The following is a 17,876-nucleotide window of genomic DNA, read 5'->3' as shown; positions in this document are numbered from 1 at the left end:
TCTATAAATGGCATTTATTTTTCCGTAAAATAATTATGTGTTTTATCCAATTTTTCTACGGAATATCTGACTTCTACGACTAATCTTAATCGTTTGGTAACATAAATGGCGTCACCCATATAGAGAAACATTTTGACGATTTTTATTTATTATTTTCTACTGAAAGAAACACCGTAGTGTCAAAATTTCGATAAAACGAACACGGATAAGTAAACTAATTTTTGCTACGGTGTTACTTTTTCTATTTAGATCATATATTTAAGATAGAGACAGGCCTCTCTCTGTTTAAGGAAATTTATTAATTGTTACTTTAATCCAATTTCAACTATGAAAGATCAAGCATGTACACTTGCCAAAACTAATGTTACACCGGCGGAAAAATTAAACATAATTCAAAACCTTATTGGTAACAACCATAAAGGAGTATGTTCTAAAACTGTTGCTTACGCTGATACTACATACGTTCGCTAGGTTTCAAATAGAGGGCCTGGTATCCAGGTCCTCTGTGTTTATCTATTTTCCCCACTGTTAGCTGATCTTTACACTTCAATTTTACGATTTTGAACCTCGCCGGACTAATTTTGAAGATTGCCAGTCGATGCAATCTAAATTGCTCCTACTGTTACATGTATAATAAAGGAGATATGTCATACCTGTCGCAACCTAAATTCATGAGTAAAAAGACCATGGTTCAGGTTGTAGCCAGGATAGAAGATTATTGCAAAAGCAATAATCTGAGCGGTTTTCTTGTGATATTTCATGGCGGGGAGCCTCTGATGGCTCACAAGGACCTGTTCGAATTTTTTGTTCGTGAATGTTTGAAACTCGAATCTGTATCGATCGACTTTGCTTTACAGACGAACGGCATCCTGGTGGATGATGAATGGTGCGAGTTGTTCAAAAGACTTAACATTAGCGTAGGGTTCAGCCTGGACGGAACACGCGAGTCTAATGATGCATACAGAGTCTATCATTCCGGAAAAGGGTCATTTTTGGATACTTTGAAAGGGATTGATATTTATAAAAAGCACTTTCCTAATGACCTTTCGGTAATAACGGTCATGAATATCGATTACGATCCGATCGAAATTTATGAGCACTATAAAGAGATCGGGGTTAATATGTGGAATATATTACTTCCGGACTACACCCACGACACATTACCCTACTGGTTGGAATCCAAGAAGTCGACGATTTGGGCCGATAAGATGGTGTTGCTTTTTGACCACTGGCTCGAAGATAACGATGACGGAAAACCAATGATCGACATATTCATTACAATTATAAATCTTGTTCTGGCCAGAGAAAATGCGGGAAATGACCATTTTGGAACCAGGGAAAATAATACGATCGTCATTGAGACAGATGGCGGCATTGAGGCAACAGACCCCTTGAGGGCGTGTGGCGACGGGTTTACAAAAGAGGGGATGACCATTTTCTCAAATACCCTGGAAGAGGCACTTCAGACCCCACTCAGTAAGTTGTATATCAACAGCACATTATGTGATAAGTGCCAAGCATGTCCGATTGTCGAGATTTGCGGCGGAGGATATGTGGTTCATCGATATAGCAAGCACTCCGGGTTCGATAATCCCTCGATTTATTGTAGCAATCTGATCAGATTGATTACGCATGTTTATAACAGGCTCCTGAATTTGGAGCCGTCTCTAAAAGAACATCTCAGTCCTATGGAATACGAGGACCTGATCGAACGTATTTGAATATGGAAAAATTAGTACCTGGTGTAACATTGATTTTGGATGACAATCAATATATGGATAGGGTTTCATTGAGCTTAGGTTCGGTGGCAGGGAAAGCCGATAAATATCATTCCTGTTCTTATATTCCTGCCAGAGAATGGCGACGTATAACCACTGATGAAATACCCGTTGTTCGTAGTTTCAATTCGGAACGGTGTCAGTTAGGTAACGGAATTAAGATCCATAAGCTTCCTGAATCCATCATCAACTTGTGCAAGGAAATGGAATTTGACCGTGTATTGGATAGGCGGGATATTGTTAAAAAATACGAATCTCATGGTCACTTGTTTAAGGATTTTGATGATGAGATGGAGCATTTTTTATATTCTTTTGATACCATCGACGACGAAAAGCCGGTGGTTCACGCGTTTCCGATCGTCACGAAAGGGCTTGAAACCGTAACCAAGAGATATATAAATGGTGTGGAAGAATACCTTTTTTGCGGTATGCATATAGACAGTGATTCCGGAAATACTATCGGTGAATCTATTGGTGCAAGGAATCGGGTTTCTATCAACCTTACAAGCGAGCCTCGTCATTTATTGTATGTGAATGTATCTTCGGAGGATCTGATAAATAGATATCGAACCCTATTCAATATCAGCGCGAATATGGATACAGACAGGGACACACTGGTAAGATCTTTTTTCGAAAATAATCCGAAGTATCCGATTGTGAGACTGACCATTCGGCCGTACGAAATGTATATAGCTCCAACTGAGAACCTGATACATGATGCTTCTACGTTAGATCGGGAGTTGGAAGATATAACTATGGTTGCATTGGGTAAATTTGTTGTTAATTAGCGTTTTGGGTGGATTTAATGGAAATTTCTCGGGATGAGATTGCGCATGAAAGCGCGGGTATTGAAAGCAAGACGGCTTTTTCACAGGTTGAGCTGTTTCGCTTACACCGACTCAAATTTTTGATAACCTATTTTTTCACAATCACAGAGAATGTCATTAGTTTATCAATCCCTTACTTCACCGGCCTTGCAATCAATGATGCATTAGAGGGCCGCTTTCTTGGCCTCATTTACTATGCCGGCTTGTGGACAGTTCACGGATTGACCCATGTGGTACGACAAACATATAACATAAGAACATTCTCAAAGATATACCGAGATGTAGCGGTAAATGTTGTAAGAGATCAAAAGGACCGGGGTATCGAAACCTCGAAAATTATCGCGCGATCCGGACTATCGCGCGAATTCGTGGATTTTTTCGAAAGGAATGTACCGGATATCATCAACACGTTGTTCAAGTCGCTGGGAGCGCTTGGAATGTTGATTATGTTCGACTGGGGAATAGTGGTGTTTTGTATCATCCTGTTGCTTCCATTATATGTAATCAATAAACGCTACGCGAAAAAATCGTTAGATCTTAATTCCGGTATTAATGATCAATATGAAAAGGAAGTTGGTGTATTGACGAGAAATGATCCTGCTGATGTGTGGGATCATTACAATGCGTTGAGGAACTGGCGCATTAAAATTATAGATACACAAGTGATCAATTGGGCGACGATGGAATTGTTTATTATCATTATCGCATGTATGATAATCATTCGGGCGGGTGCTCTTGGATTGTACGCTGCCGGTACCATATACTCTATCATATCCTACATGTGGAATTTTATTTATAGCCTTGACAAAGTTCCGGCATTAGTTCAGCAGATAAGCCGCTTAAAGGACATAAAGAGGAGAATGTAGTATTTATTTTCACGTATAGGGAAAGTAAGGATGAAAATCGTGACATGTATTTCGGACGAGAATGATGTTGGGTACAGGCATGCGCTCAAAGCATCCTGCAATAAAAATCAAATCGACTTAATTACAATCGTGCACAAAGGCTCATGGAATAGTCATAGGGCTAAGGATTTTCATTTGAGAAACGCTATTGAAGGCTTTCCGGAAGATGAGGTAATCCTGTTTTCCGACGGCTATGACGTGATTGTTACAGGTGGCGAGCAAGAAATCATGGAACGTTATCAAAGGATCGTGCCGGATAGATCGGTAGTCGTGTCGGCGGAGCGGACGTGTTATCCCGATTCTACCCTCGAATCTCAGTATCCGTCCGGAAATACGCCCTATCGGTTCTTGAATTCCGGTGGGATTATTGGCAGGGTTTCAGATTTGCTCATTGCCCTGAACTGTATCGAACAGATCAGGAGCTCATTATTGTACGATGAGTTTGAGTACAGCAACCAATATTTGTGGACGAAGCTTTTTTTGGAAGGAATGAGTCCTAAGATTGTATTAGACACAGAATGCGAGCTATTTCAAACCTTCCCAACGACGATGCAAACAGTAGATCAATTTCTTTTCCATTCGAATGAAATTGAAAAAAAGGCAATCGCTACAAGAGAAATGGATATAATTTTGGAAGACTTCGATTTTGGCGAATTGACAATTTTCAACCGCCTTACCGGTACGCATCCACTTCACCTTCACTTTAATGGCCCGGTAATGAAGTCTGCGATGCTGCTAGCACCGTTCACATCATTTGTCAACTAGAAAAACGTGCCTATCGGGCTAATATTCACTCTCCTTTAACGGCTTTTATCGGATTTGCCGAGGCCGCCTTTATACTGTGTAATGTGATGGTCATGAGTACAATGGCGAGGGCTATGACTCCTGAAAGTACGAATATCCACCATTGAATATGGATTCGGTAGGGAAATCCTTGTAACCACTCGGACATTCCATAGTAAGCTAGTGGGGATGCAAGCAAGATAGCGATCAAGACCAGTTTGACAAAGTCTCTTGAGATCAATGCTAAAATGCTGTAAACACTGGCACCAAGCACTTTTCGTACACCAATTTCTTTTGTCCTTTGTTGAATGTTTAATAGTGACATAGCAAAAAGGCCGAAACAAGACAGTAATATGGCTATGATGGAAGCCGTCGAGAAGATACGATAAATTCGTAATTCCTTCTCATACTGTTTGTTTACATTGTCTTCTAGAAAGGACCCTAAAAACTCGGATTTCGGGGCCAAATTCAAATACTCCTTTTCCAGCAATTTCATGGTGGCGATGGATGAACTGTTAGGGCGTATCCTTACGAATAAATAGGAGAGACCAAAAGGCTTGTTGAACAGGATTGTAATCGGCTCAATCTCCGAATGCAGGGATGAGAAATTATAGTCTTTGACTACGCCTATAATTGTCTTTCCTCCATTCAGCGGTAATTGGGTTCCGATAGGGGATTTAAGGCCTAGTTGGCTGGCCATTGCCTGATTGATAATACAAGATTGTGTTGAATCTGTTGAGTACTTTTTGTCGAAGCTTCTTCCGGCAATGAACTCCAACCCCAGCGTTTCAGGGTAGTCGAAATCCACATTGAGTGCATTGGTCAGGACTTTCTTTCCTTGTATGGTAAATCCGTATTTCGATTGCCGGCTAGTTTCGTCTTTGCCTTTGCCAAGGTTCAGGTCGGCACCGGTTATGCTGACGAACTGAGGATAATTGGCGAGCCTTAATCGCATGGCATCGAGTAGTTTGTACCCGTCAATCTCGTAACCAACCGGAATGCTGATTACCTCTGTACGGTTATAACCCAGCGGCTTATTTTGTAATAGTTTGACTTGTTGATTAATAACCAAGGTGCTTGTTATCAGGAAGATTGAGATAGTGAATTGGACAACCAGCATTCCATGGTTTACGACGCTGACCTTTATCTTATTACTTACTTTTCCTTTCAAAATCTCAAGAACATTGAATCTGGAAGCAACTATCGCCGGATAGAAGCCGACGAATAATGTAGTCACCAGGAAAAACAGAATTATCGTCCAAATTACTTCTGGCCGTATGAATTGGGAATAGGACAAGTTGAGGTTAAATTGACTGTTATAGACTGGTAGCAGTAACACGGACAATATGCCTCCCAATAACATTCCGGAACAACAGACAATGGAGGCCTCACCCCAGAACTGGAAAATCAGATGGTCTTTTTTTGCTCCCAGGTATTTTCGAATCCCGACTTCCTTTGCCCGGGACATGGTATTGGAGGTCGTCAAATTGATATAATTGACATATGCAATTAACATCACTAAGATACTGATTCCCAGTAGTACTTTCGGATATACAGGGTTTATTGATTTGTTGTCTTCTGAAAGCTGATAGAAATGCACACCCTGTAATGGCGTGGTATGCAAACTGATGTACTGTCCTTCGCTGTCCGGCGCCAGACCATTGCTGCGAGCATTCTCAATATAGTTGATATAGGTTCGCTGCATAAATGTCCGGGCATTTTTTTCGAATGCGGACGCAGTTGTTTGATCATTCAGGCGTACATAAACTTGATGTGTACGTACGTTCCAGTCGTTTAAATCCATGTGGTAGTAAGGCTCGTTTTCGAAGCGGATCAAAGCATCTGCCGAAATGGAGGAGTTGGCAGGGGGTGTCTCTAATATTCCCCGTACAACAAATGGTTGCTGTTTGCCATTTAAGTTTAGCGTAAGAACTTCGCCCATAGGTGGATTGGCGCCGAAAATTGAACTTGCAATTTGTTGGCTGAGAATGATACTGCTTGGATCGTCGAGCGCGGAATTTGTATTACCATCTATTAGTCGAAACGAAAACATTTTTAAGAAATCGGGATCAACATACTGTACACTTTTGTTGAAAACTTTGTCTTTCCACTTCACCTGAGTCGAGCCTTCTTTATACCGTGTTGCTTGTTGAATGGCATCCGGATGAGCTAGTTTTAAGTTTTGCATCATTGGAACTGGCATCTTGGTGCTAAATACCTGCCCATCGGCTAGAGATTCCTTCAGAGACAGTCTGTAAATGCTGTTTTTAGCGTGATGAAAATCATCATAGCTCCATTCAAAATTTGCAGTGAGAAACAGCAGAATTGCAGAACAAAATGCCATGGCAATCCCCATGACGTTAATTAGCGAGTGTATCCAGTCTTTTGAAAATCTTCTACTGGCTATTTTGAAATAGTTATTTAGCATAGTTGATTACTTTTTACGATTCTGGCCATCATCAGGTTGCCCCAAAAACAGCTGTGCCTGAGGTAAATCGGCTTCATGCTGAATACCGAATTTGTTTGTAAACAACTTGGTAAGGTAATTCTCTGAGTAAGACTCGTTGCTTTCAATCGTTTTCCGTAGGAGTAGAATTGAATCTAGGAAAGATTCGTTGGTTAGCAATTTACTTATTTTATTTTGTATATCCGGTACTTGATCGAGTTCCATATTTCCTGCTAGGCCTATTCCATGATATTCTACTTTTGAGCTATTGCCGCTTTGGTCATGTAATAAATCGAGCGGATAGATTAACATAGGGACCCCATAGCAGATACTCTCTTTAACAGATCCTAGTCCACCATGCGAAATATGCAGACAGGCCTCTCGCAATACAGCCAATTGGGGTACGTAGTTAAATATGTGAATGTCCTCTCCATACTGGTCTGGTGAAATTCCTGTTTTATTAATGAGCGAACCGTGCACGGAGCAGATCAACTGTATATTGGCAATTTTTGTAATGGCTTCCAATAGCTTTAATAAAAAAGCTCCCAATACTTGATTAGACGCATTATAGTACGTCCCAAAACTGCAATATACGATCCTTTTTCCTGTTTCCTTTTTACATAGGATATTTGTCCATTTGTTCTGAAAGTCGTCAGCTGCGTTCGCATCGTTACGGTTTGTATCGATACACAAGCCCAGATAGTATTGATTTTGGCGTCGGTTTTTTTGAGAGAATTCTAATTCTGCGGGTGCGAGTATCAATTCAGGGACGTTCTCAAAAATTGCACCAAACGTTGTATAGTTAACCTCTTTATTGCCGATGCCGGAATCATGGACCAGGCGTCTGAACTGGTAGGGAAGGACCCAATGCAGCAGTTCCTGTACGAACGGGCGAAAACCCTGAAACCAGTCCAGTGGCTTATATATGAATGGATTATCCATTGGGGCTTCTTGTTCCCAGTTTCCCTCATTGACGGCCGGTATCCCATTTACTTTATAGGTAGAAAGCATCGGGTTGTAGAACAATATTTTTAATTCAGGATGCGACGAAAACAGAATAGGGTAATCGGTAATGTTAAAAATATCAATAATTACAACGGATGGGTTTACGGATTCTATCAATAGAGACATCGTTTTTTTTCGGTGCTTATAAATGATATTTGACAGATAAGCAATTGCGATGTTTTTGAAACTGGTTTTTCCTTTGTGCTTGGCTACGAAAGTCCATTCCATACAGGTTGCCGCGCGAAATGGATCATCCTCAATGGATATGTATCCATTTTCTCTAACCAGGTGGCGCAACTCTTCGTCTGCTAAGGCGAAATGAACTTTAAATCTCAATTTGAGTTTTTCGGCGATGGAAAATGCGGGTATTACGTGGCTTTTTATGGAAGCTGGAATGATGAGCAAATTGTTTTTTGGTGTGGAGCTGTTGTGAGACATGATTTTTTATTGCGAGCTGATTCAGATCAATTAAGTTAACAACCTAATTTGTCTTTTCAAATTTGCAACAATTGAGTCACCGATACATATGTTGTCCACTCTTGAATAGAAATGATCTGCTCTTGCAAAATGGAAGCGGTTCGTATCGGCTCTCCGGTCAGGCGGATGAAAGAAAAATGGAAGGATCTTTCTAATTGTTGAGGATAACCTTTGCAGACACTCAAAGACTAATACGATAAAATTACATTACTGATCACGGGATTGGGCGTTGTTCTCGGGGGCTATGACAACTAAATCTCAGGCAAATCATTGCAGTGCCAAAAATTTACCCCAAAATGAAGGCATATGCTACTGGAATTGAAAACCTGGGCCATATATCGTAATCAGGTTGAGATAATAAATACCGTGGCCGTTCTATGATATTCGATTTGCGGAGCTAGTCGATTACTTTGAGGGATATCTTGAAATGTCTTCGATTTTTGATTTCTAAGCCTATATCGGAGAAGTCAAGTCTAAAAATTGGAGATAATGAGTTGGAGGAACTCAGAAAAACTCAATGATTCCCAAGAAAAATGTTCGACCTATGTTCGACCTAAGAAAAAAGCCACTCACAATTTTCATCGTAAGTGGCTGATAATCAATGTCGGGATGACAAGATTCGAACTTGCGACCCCTAGCACCCCATGCTAGTGCGCTACCGGGCTGCGCTACATCCCGAACTTTGCAGATTGCTCTGCCGTATTCTTTGGGGTTGCAAATCTAAGAATGTTTTGGATTATTGTTCATTTCGGGTTGAAAAAAAATTGATATGACCCGAAATGAACAATAAACGTGCCTTTTGTCTAGATGCTCTCGTTCTGCCAATCCGGGTTCACGACTTCGACCTTGCCCTTGCGGAACCATTTGTCGCGGATGCGTTCATTGACGTAATACATACACGGTACCATAATGAGTGTCAGCAGGGTAGAGAATGTGAGACCGAAAATGATCGTCCAGGCGAGGATGTTCCAGAAGACGGAGCTTGGGCCGCCGACAATCAGGTGAGGTTCAAGATCACGGAAAAGGCCTACAAAATCGACGGTGATACCCAATGCAAGCGGTACAAGACCGAGTACAGCGGCGGAAGCCGTGAGCAATACGGGCGTCAGACGTATCGCCCCGCCTTCGATGATGGCCTCGCGCATAGGATACCCGCGCCCTCGGAGCTCCTCGATGAACTCGATGAGGAGAATACCGTTTTTCACCACAATACCAGCCAATGCGATAATACCCACACCCGACATGATAATCGAGAAATCCTTATTGAAAATAATGAAGCCCAGCAATACCCCGATCAGCGAAAGAACGATCGTGAAGAAGATGATGAATGGCTTGATCACCGAGTTGAATTGTGTGGCGAGGATGAGGTAAATCAACATAATCGCGGCGCCAAATGCGGTTCCAAGGAACGCCATAGACTCAGCCTGTTCTTCCTGCTCACCGCCCATTTTGATAATGTAGCCGTTCGGTACCTCCATTTCCTGGATCAGGGTCTGGATCTGTGCCACGATCTCATTCGCATTGTAGCCTGGCAGGACGTCGGAGCCCAAAGTAACGATGCGGCGCTGATCCTGGCGGTTGATCTGGCTGAAAGTGGTCGAGTAATGGATATTCGCGACGGAAGTAATAGGTACCTGACGCAATGCACCGCCCATATTCATGTCGCGGTAAACGACATTAAGGCTCAACAGCTTCTCGATCTGCTCACGATCGTCTTTTTCCAACCTTACCATAATCGGATATTCATCCTTGTCGTCGCGGAATTTGGAAACTTCCAAACCGAACAATGCCGTACGAACTGCCAATGCGATCTGCTGCGAGCTGATGCCTTCGCGCTGCGCCTTTTCTCGGTCGATATCGATGACGATCTCGGGTTTGTTGGTGACGAGGTCGGAGCGGAGCTGATCGATACCCTCAATACCCGAATCCTGCACCTTTTTCAGTACGTCTTTTTCCAGTTTTTGAAGTACCTCAAATTCATCACCGGAAATTTCGATCGAAATAGGTTTACCAGTAGGCGGTCCCACCGCTTCGCGTTCCACGGAGATTTCGGCGCCCGGAATGCCGGCAACCGCATCGCGGATCTTGCGTAGGATCGCTTCGGACGACCTACCACCACGTTCGGTCCCATATACAAACGCAACAGTCACTTTCGATTTGTGTGGTGTTGCCGAGCGGTCGGGATTGTATGGATCACCGGCGTTTTTACCTACGTTGGCAATCACGGAGTTTACCATATCCATTGCTTTTTCTTTTTCCAAAACATCAAAAACACGCTTTTCGATGATCTTGGTCACAGAGTCGGTGACGCGGGCATCGGTACCGATCGGTAATTTGTTATAAACGTACACGTAATCCGGGTCGCCGCTTGGGAAAAACAGGACTTGTGGTTGTACGATACCGGTAAGCACGAATGTGAAGATCAACAGGCAAAATACGCCCACTATCGCCACTACCGGACGCCAGCCTCTGAGCAGCCAGTCGATAAGCTTGCGGTAGCCGTTTTTCAATGCAGGCAGCAAGTTGTCCTGGAACGGGACGAGAATACGGGGCGTCAGAATATAGTGGTTGAAAATCCAGAGTATTAATATAAATACAAAGAAATTACCCACACCACGGTCCATCGCATAGCCAATCGCCGCGGCAGCCGCGAGGATAATGACCGGCCGACGGATCGCCTTGAAACTCGTATCGTGCGCTTCCTTCTCATCGTCGTGGCGACCCATGAACGACACCGCAAATACCGGGTTCATCACATAAGCGACGAAAAGCGAAGCCCCAAGGGTGATAATGAGGGTTAGCGGCATGAACTTCATGAATTCCCCGACAATACCCGTCCAGAAGAGCAGCGGGAAGAATGGCGCGATGGTTGTGAGTGTACCCGAAAGTACCGGGATAAATACCTCACCGGCAGCCGCTTTTACTGCTTGTTGGATCGTCCAGTCCTTATGCATGTTGAACAAGCGGTGCGTGTTCTCGATTACCACAATGGCGTCGTCCACCACAAGCCCGATACCGAGCAGGAATGCAAATAGTACAATGGTATTCAGTGTAAATTCGGTACCTACCATCGGACCGATGATCGGCATTAGTACAAAGGCTACCAACGCAGATAATGGTACCGAAAGACCCACGAAAATCGCGTCGCGAACACCCATGAAGAACATCAGTACCAGTACCACGAAAATAAAGCCGAGTACAACCGTGTTGATCAAATCATGCAAGTCCGCACGCGTTTGTATCGACTGGTCGGCAGTGATTTTGACATCCAAACCGGCAGGGAAGCGGTTTTCTTTAAAATCGGCTATTACGTTTTCGATTTTGTCCGCTGCATCCACAAGGTTTTCCCCCGAACGTTTAATCACGTTCAAGGTGATTACAGATTTGTTGGCCAGACGGGCGAAATCCTGTTGCTCTTCAAAGCTGTCGGCTACCTCGGCAATGTCGCCCAGGCGCACGGTCGCGCCTGTCGACGTGCGTATGCGTATGTTCGCCATATCGGCTACATTCGTATACTCGCCTTTCACGCGCAGCGTACGACGCACGCCCTGCACATTGAGCTCGCCGCCTGAAACGTTGATATTTTCACTTTGGATCGCCGTTTGAACATCATAGAATGTCAAGCCGGTCGATTTCATCCGGTCGAGGTTCACATTGATCTGGATCTCGCGGTTCAATGCACCGAGAATATCCACGCGGGTAATCTCAGGCAATGCTTCGATCCCGTCCTGCAGGTCTTCGGCATATTCTTTCAGTTGTTTCAAAGAATAATTACCAGCAATGTTGACGTTCATGATCGGGAACTCGGAAAAGTTCACGTCCTGGGCCGTCGGGCCGGAGTCGAGATTTTGGGGCAAATCGGTTTTGGCCTTATCCACCGCATCTCTTACCCTTTGCAATGCGACCTCCACGGCCACATCCGGTGTAAATTCGACGAGGATTACCGAAACGTCCTGCAATGCATTGGATTTGATCTTCTTGACCCCGTTGAGGGATTTGAGCTGCTTCTCGATCGGTTTGTTGATCGTATTTTCGATATCGGCCGGCGCGGTCCCGAAATACACCGTATTAATGTAGATCTGCGGGATCTTAATATCCGGGAACTGCTCCTTCGGCAGGTTATTGTACACCATGAACCCCGCCAAGGTGATGATGAACGTAAAGATGTAGATCGTCGTCCTGTTCTCTACGCACCAGTTGGTGAAGCTTAGGGTTTTGTATTCGCTAAATTTCATAATGTTGAATGAGTGAATGAGTGAATGAGCGGGCGCCGCTGCGATGAATGATTCCGCCGGGACGGAAAAGAGTCGCGTATTCCTGACAACTCCTGACTACAAATGACCTTTGACGGTCGTCATTCTTCATATTTAGTAGCTAATCGGCTGACCATCCGATACTTCCTGGTAGCCCAGTGTGATCAGTGCGTCTCCTGCTGATAGGCCCGAAAGAATCTCGACTTTGCCATTGTAGCTCAGTCCCGTCTTCACTTCTTTCGCTTTGGCTACCTTTTTGTTGCCTTCTGTCACGGCTACATACACCACATTTCCCTTTTCCGTGCTCTGAACATAATTTTGGTCGATAGCCAGTGCATTTTTGCTGGTCGCGTCGTTGATCTGCACCTGCGCCATCATATTAGGCTTGATATCGCGGTCGGAAGGCAGGCTGGCCTCGATCGTAAATGTTCTCGACAGCGGATCGACCGCAGTGCTCACGAACGTTATTCTGGCTTTGTATTCCTTTTTCAAATCAGGAAACTTGACGATTACTTCGTCGCCTTTTTTCACGCTGGCCGCATAAACGTCGGACACTTTCGCAGAGACTTTGAGGTTGCTCAGGTTTACCACCCGCACTACACCTACGCCCGGGGAAGCCATTTCACCTACTTTGATATTGACCAGATCCACCACACCGGACATCGGCGATACGATGTTCGTTTGGGCAATCTGCGTATTCAATGTCGCCAGTTTTCTTTCGAGGCCCTCTTTATTGTTTTTGGCTTGAAGATATTGCAGCTCTGTGCCTATCTTCTGGTCCCAAAGGTTTTTCTGCTTTTCAAAAAGCGTGTTAGCGAGGCTCAGCGAGGTTTTTAGTTCTTCTACGGATTCGGTCAGGATGCTATTGTCAATCTTGCCGATCACGGTTCCTGCCTTCACGGCGTCGCCTTCCCGCACGTACATGGCCACGACGGCACCGCCGGTTTTAGGGGTAACGAGCACGTTGTTTTTAGCATCAACCGTGCCTTGCAACTCCACGTAATGCTTGAAAGTCTCCGCATTCAGCGTGTCGATGGATACCGGCTTCACTTTCGCTTCCGTGACTTTGTTCGGCGAGAGCTTACCAATTTCGATTTCGAGTGCCTTGATCTTCTTTTCGTTCTCAACCTGCTGAGTTTTCAGCGCGGCGAGCTCTTCTTTTTTGCCTTCCAAACCTTCTTTCTTGGCTGAGCAGGAAGCCAGAATGGTGGCAATAGCGGTTATAATCAGAATATTGCGTTTCATGGTATTGGTAAGTAGCTGTTTCGAATTTTGTTAAGTGTTAATGGTATTATTCGGCATAAAGCTCGCCTTTGGCCTTGCTGAGATCAACTTTGGCGATCATCAGGTCGTACAATGCGGTGAAGTAGTTCGTCTGCGCTTCCTTTAAAGAAGATTCGGCGTTGACCACTTCGATGTTCGATCCTACGCCTTCTTTATATTTGATCTTCGTGACGCGCACGATTTCTTCGGCGAGCGTCAGGTTCCGTTTCTGGGTTTCCAGTGTGGCAAATGCATTCTTAATATTAATGCTCGCCTGGTTGTTTTCGAGGTCGATTGATTGTTTCAGCAAAGTCTGATTGTTCTTAACCTTGTCGATCGCGATCTTTTTCTGGCTGATCTGGTAGTGTTTCGAAAAACCATCGAAAATAGGAACGTTCAGCGTTATGGTTAGAACCGAGTTGTTGAACCATTTTGAGCCGAAAAGGTCATTGAAACTGTCTCGACCGTTATTGTGGCCATAGCCGACGGAGGCATTGAGCGTAGGCAAATATCCGGCCCGGACATTCCGCAGATCGAGTCCTGCCAGTTTTTCCTGCGTGTTGAGCAATGAAAACTCAATCCTGTTTTCATAATTAGGCAGCGCATCGGCTGTGCTGGCTCGCAGTGCCTCAACATCCAAGGCATTGATATCGTCAGTCAGTTGGATAGGATCGTTAGCAGGCATGCCCATTTGGTATTTCAATAAGGCATAACTCAATTCGATCAGGTTCTGGACTTTCTGCCGCTCGGTTTGCAGGTTATTGATCTGCACTTCAAGGCGGTTGACGTCCAGCAGCTCTACAAACCCGCTGGCGTTCATCGCTTTTGTTTCGCGCATGGATGAATCCACACGTGCAATGTTAAGATCGAGTAACTTGGCGCGTTGCTCAGCAACCTGTGCCGAATAGTAAGCTTTGGTCACAGCTTCGGCAACCGTAACTTTCGATTGGGTAACGCCCTTTTGCGCAAGCTCCCGATAAGTGGCGGCAGCTTTCAATCCAATAAAATAAGAGCCATTGAAAATGAGCTGATTAAGCGTTGCGGAAGCGGAGCCCTGGTATTTCACCCCGAACTTCAATGCTACCGGCGGTGCGTCCGCAGGCGCGTTCGGATCAGCGAAGTTGGCAGGAAGGAAGAAGCGCTGGATGATCAGGTTGTCGGTATAAGAAAAGTTTGCATTTACCTGCGGCAGACCTGCCGCGCGGATCTCTCCAATACGCGCTTCGGCTGAAATCCCGTCGAGTTGCGCATTCTTGACATTTAAATTATGCTTGATCGCGTAATCAACGGCTTCTTTAAGCGAATAGCCGGTTTGTGCATACAATGGGACAAAATTGATCAGTGCCGCGAGCAGCATCAAAGTGCTACGTATTGTTCTGGCATTTTTCATGGATATTGAGTTCAGTTGCTGGTTTATCTTTTATGGTGTTGTAGTATTCAAAGCCTTTTTCCGAAAGTATCCCCCTTAAAAAATGCATGAGAAACTGAGTTTGCACATGCATCATGTTGAATCTCTTGGCTGGATAAATGGTCGGGTCAAATGCAAGCACGATCTGTTCCACGCGCAGGAGCGAAAGCACATCCACATCGATATCGGGGCGATAAAGGCCCATTTCGATACCTTTTACCAGGTTGTCGCGGAGGTTCCGGATAATGTACTCGTGTTTGTAGTTCTGAAAAAGTTCCCAGGCATTGGGGTAGTACTTTTTTAAATCATACAAAAGCGTTGGGTTCATGTCCGCGAGCGTTTCCTGCATTTGTACGGTGGCATACATCGCTTCCTCGATCGGATTTTCGGCGAGCTCTTCGAGCTTCTCCATTTCGCATTTCTGGGTCCGTATCTCCTCCTGGATCACGAGGGCGAGAATGGCCTCCTTGTCGGAATAATGCTGGTAAATGGTACGCTTCGAAATCCCCAGGTCACGGGCAATGTCGTCCATTGTGACGCTTCGTATGCCGTAGCGCCAAAAAAGGTTCAGTGCCGATTTGATAATTCGCTCTTTCACAGCGACAAATTTGAAATTTTCGAATGACAAAAACCAAGAAAACTTTAAAAATGTTTAAAGTTTTCGACGCATTAGTAGTCTGTTATTGGCAAAGTAGGCACAAAATGGACTGCAAAAAGCCCTTGTACGCTGATAACTAGCAGCTTTGGTCGTATTTCGGACGCTTGATGAGCACTGCCGATTGGAGAAGAATCATAGGAATGGTTTTTAGCTGTTGAGAAATGTATAAATCTTGAATAGGATTATATTGAGAATAAATAGGTCGATACAAAACGCTGGGAATGAGTCGAGAAGCCGGATGTTCTCACCCGTTTTCCGGTTTTATGGCCTGAAAATAGGCATCTCGTCGCCGGTTGGTCAATTAAAAAATTATTAAGCGGCGATTTTCGGGTATGAACTTGGCAAATAGAGCGATAAATTGCTTTCGAAAGGGAATGATTTGACAGTGATCCGTGTTTGGAAATGACACATATTCTGCCCAATTTTCGGGCCTTTTTCGTTCCTATTTTTTAACACCCAATTCACTAATTGCCATCGCGACAAACAAATCAATGAAAAGCTACATTGACCTGATTCAGCAGACGTTCGAGTTTCCGACCATGGAGTTCAACGTCGATAATAATCAATTGCTGTTCAACAATGTACCTCTGATGGATATCATCAAGGAACATGGTACGCCGTTAAAGATCAATTATCTGCCCAAGATCGGAGAACACATTGAGAATGCCAATATGTTTTTCCGGAATGCCTTCAAAAGACATAACTATAAAGGCACCTATACCTATTGCTACTGCACGAAATCGTCGCATTTCAGTTTCGTACTGGAAGAAGCTCTGAAGCATAATATCCATATCGAAACGTCTTCCGCGTTCGATATCCCAATTATCCGGGAGCTTTACCGCCGGGGCAAGGTCAACAAGAGCACGTACATTCTCGCGAACGGCTACAAGCTGCCGCGGTACACGCAATACCTGAGCGAGCTCATTAACGAAGGGTTTAACGTGGTCCCTATCCTGGATAACCTCAAAGAAATCGAATCGTACGAGCAGCAGGTGACCGCCGACACGGTGCAGTTTGGAATGCGCATCGCGACGGACGAGGAACCGAATTTTGCATTCTATACCTCGCGTTTGGGTATCCGCTATAATGATGTACAGCAGCTTTACAAAGAGAAGATCGAGACGAATCCTCGTTTCAAGCTCAAAATGCTGCACTTCTTCATTAATACCGGTATCAAGGACAGCGCCTATTATTGGAGTGAATTGACCCGCTTCATGTTCAAGTACTGCGAAATGAAGAAACTCTGCCCCGACCTCGATTCGATCGACATCGGCGGAGGCCTTCCGATCCAGACTTCATTGCAAGCCGGCTACGATTACCAGCAGATGATCGATGAGATCATCGAGAACATTCAGTGGATCTGCAACAAGAACAATGTACCGGTTCCGCACATTTTCACCGAGTTCGGGAGCTATACCGTCGGCGAGAGCGGCGCGGTGATTTATGAAATCATCGATAAAAAGCTTCAAAACGATAAGGAGCTCTGGTACATGATCAACGGATCGTTCATTACCCAGCTTCCCGATTCATGGGGTATGAACCAGAAATACATTATGCTGCCTATCAATAACTGGGATAACCCTTATCAAAAGGTCAATCTCGGCGGATTAACGTGCGACTCGCAGGATTTCTATAACAGCGAAATGCACAGCGCAGATTTGTACATGCCGATTTTCGAGGATAACGAACCACAATACATTGGGTTCTTCCATACTGGTGCGTACCAGGAGTCGCTGGGAGGCTATGGCGGCATTCAGCACTGCCTGATCCCGGCGCCGAAGCACGTACTCGTAGACCGCGACGAAGAAGGCCGCATTACTACACGCGTTTTTGCCGACGAGCAGAACAGCGATTCGATGTTGCGGATCCTGGGTTTCAAAGAGGAGCCTTTCGGAGCGCAGGATGGAAAGCAGGTTGTTGAAAAACCAGTTGCTGAAAAGTCCCGTGTGAAGCCGCAAGAGGAGTTGGCAGAAACAAAAATCTGATACCGTATATAAAGTTCTTTGAGTGAGTTCGTTATTAGTCAAGCTAAAACGCTCATTCAAAGAACTTAATTTTATATTTTTGTAGTGA

Annotated in this window: 12 protein-coding genes and 1 tRNA gene; 6 read left to right on the top strand and 7 right to left on the bottom strand. The window is 44.5% G+C overall.

The window, feature by feature from the left end; genetic code table 11:
* The first annotated feature begins 327 nt into the window (after window positions 1-327).
* The 5 genes from IEY24_RS27320 to IEY24_RS27300 all read left to right on the top strand — a co-directional run bounded on the left by IEY24_RS27320 (window position 328) and on the right by IEY24_RS27300 (window position 4,275).
* The gene (locus tag IEY24_RS27320; RefSeq protein ID WP_188938484.1) at window positions 328-471 is read left to right on the top strand and encodes a hypothetical protein; all 144 of its coding nucleotides are present in this window, start codon (window positions 328-330) and stop codon (window positions 469-471) included.
* Window positions 472-560: 89 nt separating this feature from the next.
* Complete coding sequence (locus IEY24_RS27315) at window positions 561-1,721, top strand: radical SAM protein (protein WP_308420644.1); 1,161 nt, start codon at window positions 561-563, stop codon at window positions 1,719-1,721.
* A gap of 2 nt (window positions 1,722-1,723) precedes the next feature.
* Window positions 1,724-2,566: a hypothetical protein gene (locus tag IEY24_RS27310; RefSeq protein WP_188938482.1), complete on the top strand. Its 843-nt coding sequence runs from the start codon at window positions 1,724-1,726 to the stop codon at window positions 2,564-2,566.
* A 17-nt stretch (window positions 2,567-2,583) separates the two neighbouring features.
* On the top strand, window positions 2,584-3,471 hold the full coding sequence (locus IEY24_RS27305; RefSeq protein ID WP_229223328.1) for an ABC transporter six-transmembrane domain-containing protein: 888 nt from the start codon (window positions 2,584-2,586) through the stop codon (window positions 3,469-3,471).
* Window positions 3,472-3,501: 30 nt separating this feature from the next.
* On the top strand, window positions 3,502-4,275 hold the full coding sequence (locus tag IEY24_RS27300; RefSeq protein ID WP_188938480.1) for a glycosyltransferase domain-containing protein: 774 nt from the start codon (window positions 3,502-3,504) through the stop codon (window positions 4,273-4,275).
* A gap of 25 nt (window positions 4,276-4,300) precedes the next feature.
* Here IEY24_RS27300 and IEY24_RS27295 read toward each other — a convergent pair whose 3' ends face one another.
* The 7 genes from IEY24_RS27295 to IEY24_RS27265 form a co-directional block, all read right to left on the bottom strand.
* Entirely contained in the window at window positions 4,301-6,721 is a 2,421-nt protein-coding gene (locus tag IEY24_RS27295; RefSeq protein ID WP_188938479.1) for an ABC transporter permease, read from the bottom strand.
* Between the two features lie 6 nt (window positions 6,722-6,727).
* The gene (locus IEY24_RS27290; protein WP_188938478.1) at window positions 6,728-8,182 is read right to left on the bottom strand and encodes a glycosyltransferase; all 1,455 of its coding nucleotides are present in this window, start codon (window positions 8,180-8,182) and stop codon (window positions 6,728-6,730) included.
* 643 nt (window positions 8,183-8,825) lie between these two features.
* A tRNA-Pro gene (locus IEY24_RS27285) sits at window positions 8,826-8,899 on the bottom strand.
* Window positions 8,900-9,024: 125 nt separating this feature from the next.
* Window positions 9,025-12,456 carry an efflux RND transporter permease subunit gene (locus tag IEY24_RS27280; RefSeq protein WP_188938477.1) on the bottom strand — a complete coding sequence of 1,144 codons (3,432 nt, stop codon included), beginning with the start codon at window positions 12,454-12,456 and terminating at the stop codon, window positions 9,025-9,027.
* Between the two features lie 132 nt (window positions 12,457-12,588).
* Window positions 12,589-13,719: an efflux RND transporter periplasmic adaptor subunit gene (locus IEY24_RS27275; RefSeq protein ID WP_188938476.1), complete on the bottom strand. Its 1,131-nt coding sequence runs from the start codon at window positions 13,717-13,719 to the stop codon at window positions 12,589-12,591.
* Window positions 13,720-13,765: 46 nt separating this feature from the next.
* Entirely contained in the window at window positions 13,766-15,127 is a 1,362-nt protein-coding gene (locus IEY24_RS27270; RefSeq protein ID WP_229223262.1) for a TolC family protein, read from the bottom strand.
* The gene (locus tag IEY24_RS27265; RefSeq protein ID WP_229223260.1) at window positions 15,102-15,743 is read right to left on the bottom strand and encodes a TetR/AcrR family transcriptional regulator; all 642 of its coding nucleotides are present in this window, start codon (window positions 15,741-15,743) and stop codon (window positions 15,102-15,104) included. Before IEY24_RS27265 ends, IEY24_RS27270 begins: the two co-directional genes overlap by 26 nt.
* Before the next feature lie 551 nt (window positions 15,744-16,294).
* On the opposite strand from IEY24_RS27265, the gene IEY24_RS27260 reads away from it, so the two are divergent.
* Window positions 16,295-17,788, top strand: a complete 1,494-nt coding sequence (locus IEY24_RS27260; RefSeq protein WP_188938474.1) for a type III PLP-dependent enzyme domain-containing protein — start codon at window positions 16,295-16,297, stop codon at window positions 17,786-17,788.
* The last annotated feature ends 88 nt before the right edge of the window (window positions 17,789-17,876 follow it).

This window comes from Dyadobacter endophyticus (genome assembly GCF_014641595.1).
GTDB classification, from domain to species: Bacteria; Bacteroidota; Bacteroidia; order Cytophagales; family Spirosomataceae; genus Dyadobacter; species Dyadobacter endophyticus.
This window is presented reverse-complemented; position numbering and strand designations above follow the sequence as displayed.

What these genes read in the sequence shown, in the direction of transcription:
- IEY24_RS27275 (WP_188938476.1), bottom strand. Translation starts at nt 13,719, where the DNA reads ATGAAACGCAATATTCTGATTATAACCGCTATTGCCACCATTCTGGCT.
- IEY24_RS27300 (WP_188938480.1), top strand. Translation starts at nt 3,502, where the DNA reads ATGAAAATCGTGACATGTATTTCGGACGAGAATGATGTTGGGTACAGG.
- IEY24_RS27260 (WP_188938474.1), top strand. Translation starts at nt 16,295, where the DNA reads ATGAAAAGCTACATTGACCTGATTCAGCAGACGTTCGAGTTTCCGACC.
- IEY24_RS27305 (WP_229223328.1), top strand. Translation starts at nt 2,584, where the DNA reads ATGGAAATTTCTCGGGATGAGATTGCGCATGAAAGCGCGGGTATTGAA.
- IEY24_RS27320 (WP_188938484.1), top strand. Translation starts at nt 328, where the DNA reads ATGAAAGATCAAGCATGTACACTTGCCAAAACTAATGTTACACCGGCG.
- IEY24_RS27290 (WP_188938478.1), bottom strand. Translation starts at nt 8,182, where the DNA reads ATGTCTCACAACAGCTCCACACCAAAAAACAATTTGCTCATCATTCCA.
- IEY24_RS27270 (WP_229223262.1), bottom strand. Translation starts at nt 15,127, where the DNA reads ATGAAAAATGCCAGAACAATACGTAGCACTTTGATGCTGCTCGCGGCA.
- IEY24_RS27280 (WP_188938477.1), bottom strand. Translation starts at nt 12,456, where the DNA reads ATGAAATTTAGCGAATACAAAACCCTAAGCTTCACCAACTGGTGCGTA.
- IEY24_RS27310 (WP_188938482.1), top strand. Translation starts at nt 1,724, where the DNA reads ATGGAAAAATTAGTACCTGGTGTAACATTGATTTTGGATGACAATCAA.
- IEY24_RS27295 (WP_188938479.1), bottom strand. Translation starts at nt 6,721, where the DNA reads ATGCTAAATAACTATTTCAAAATAGCCAGTAGAAGATTTTCAAAAGAC.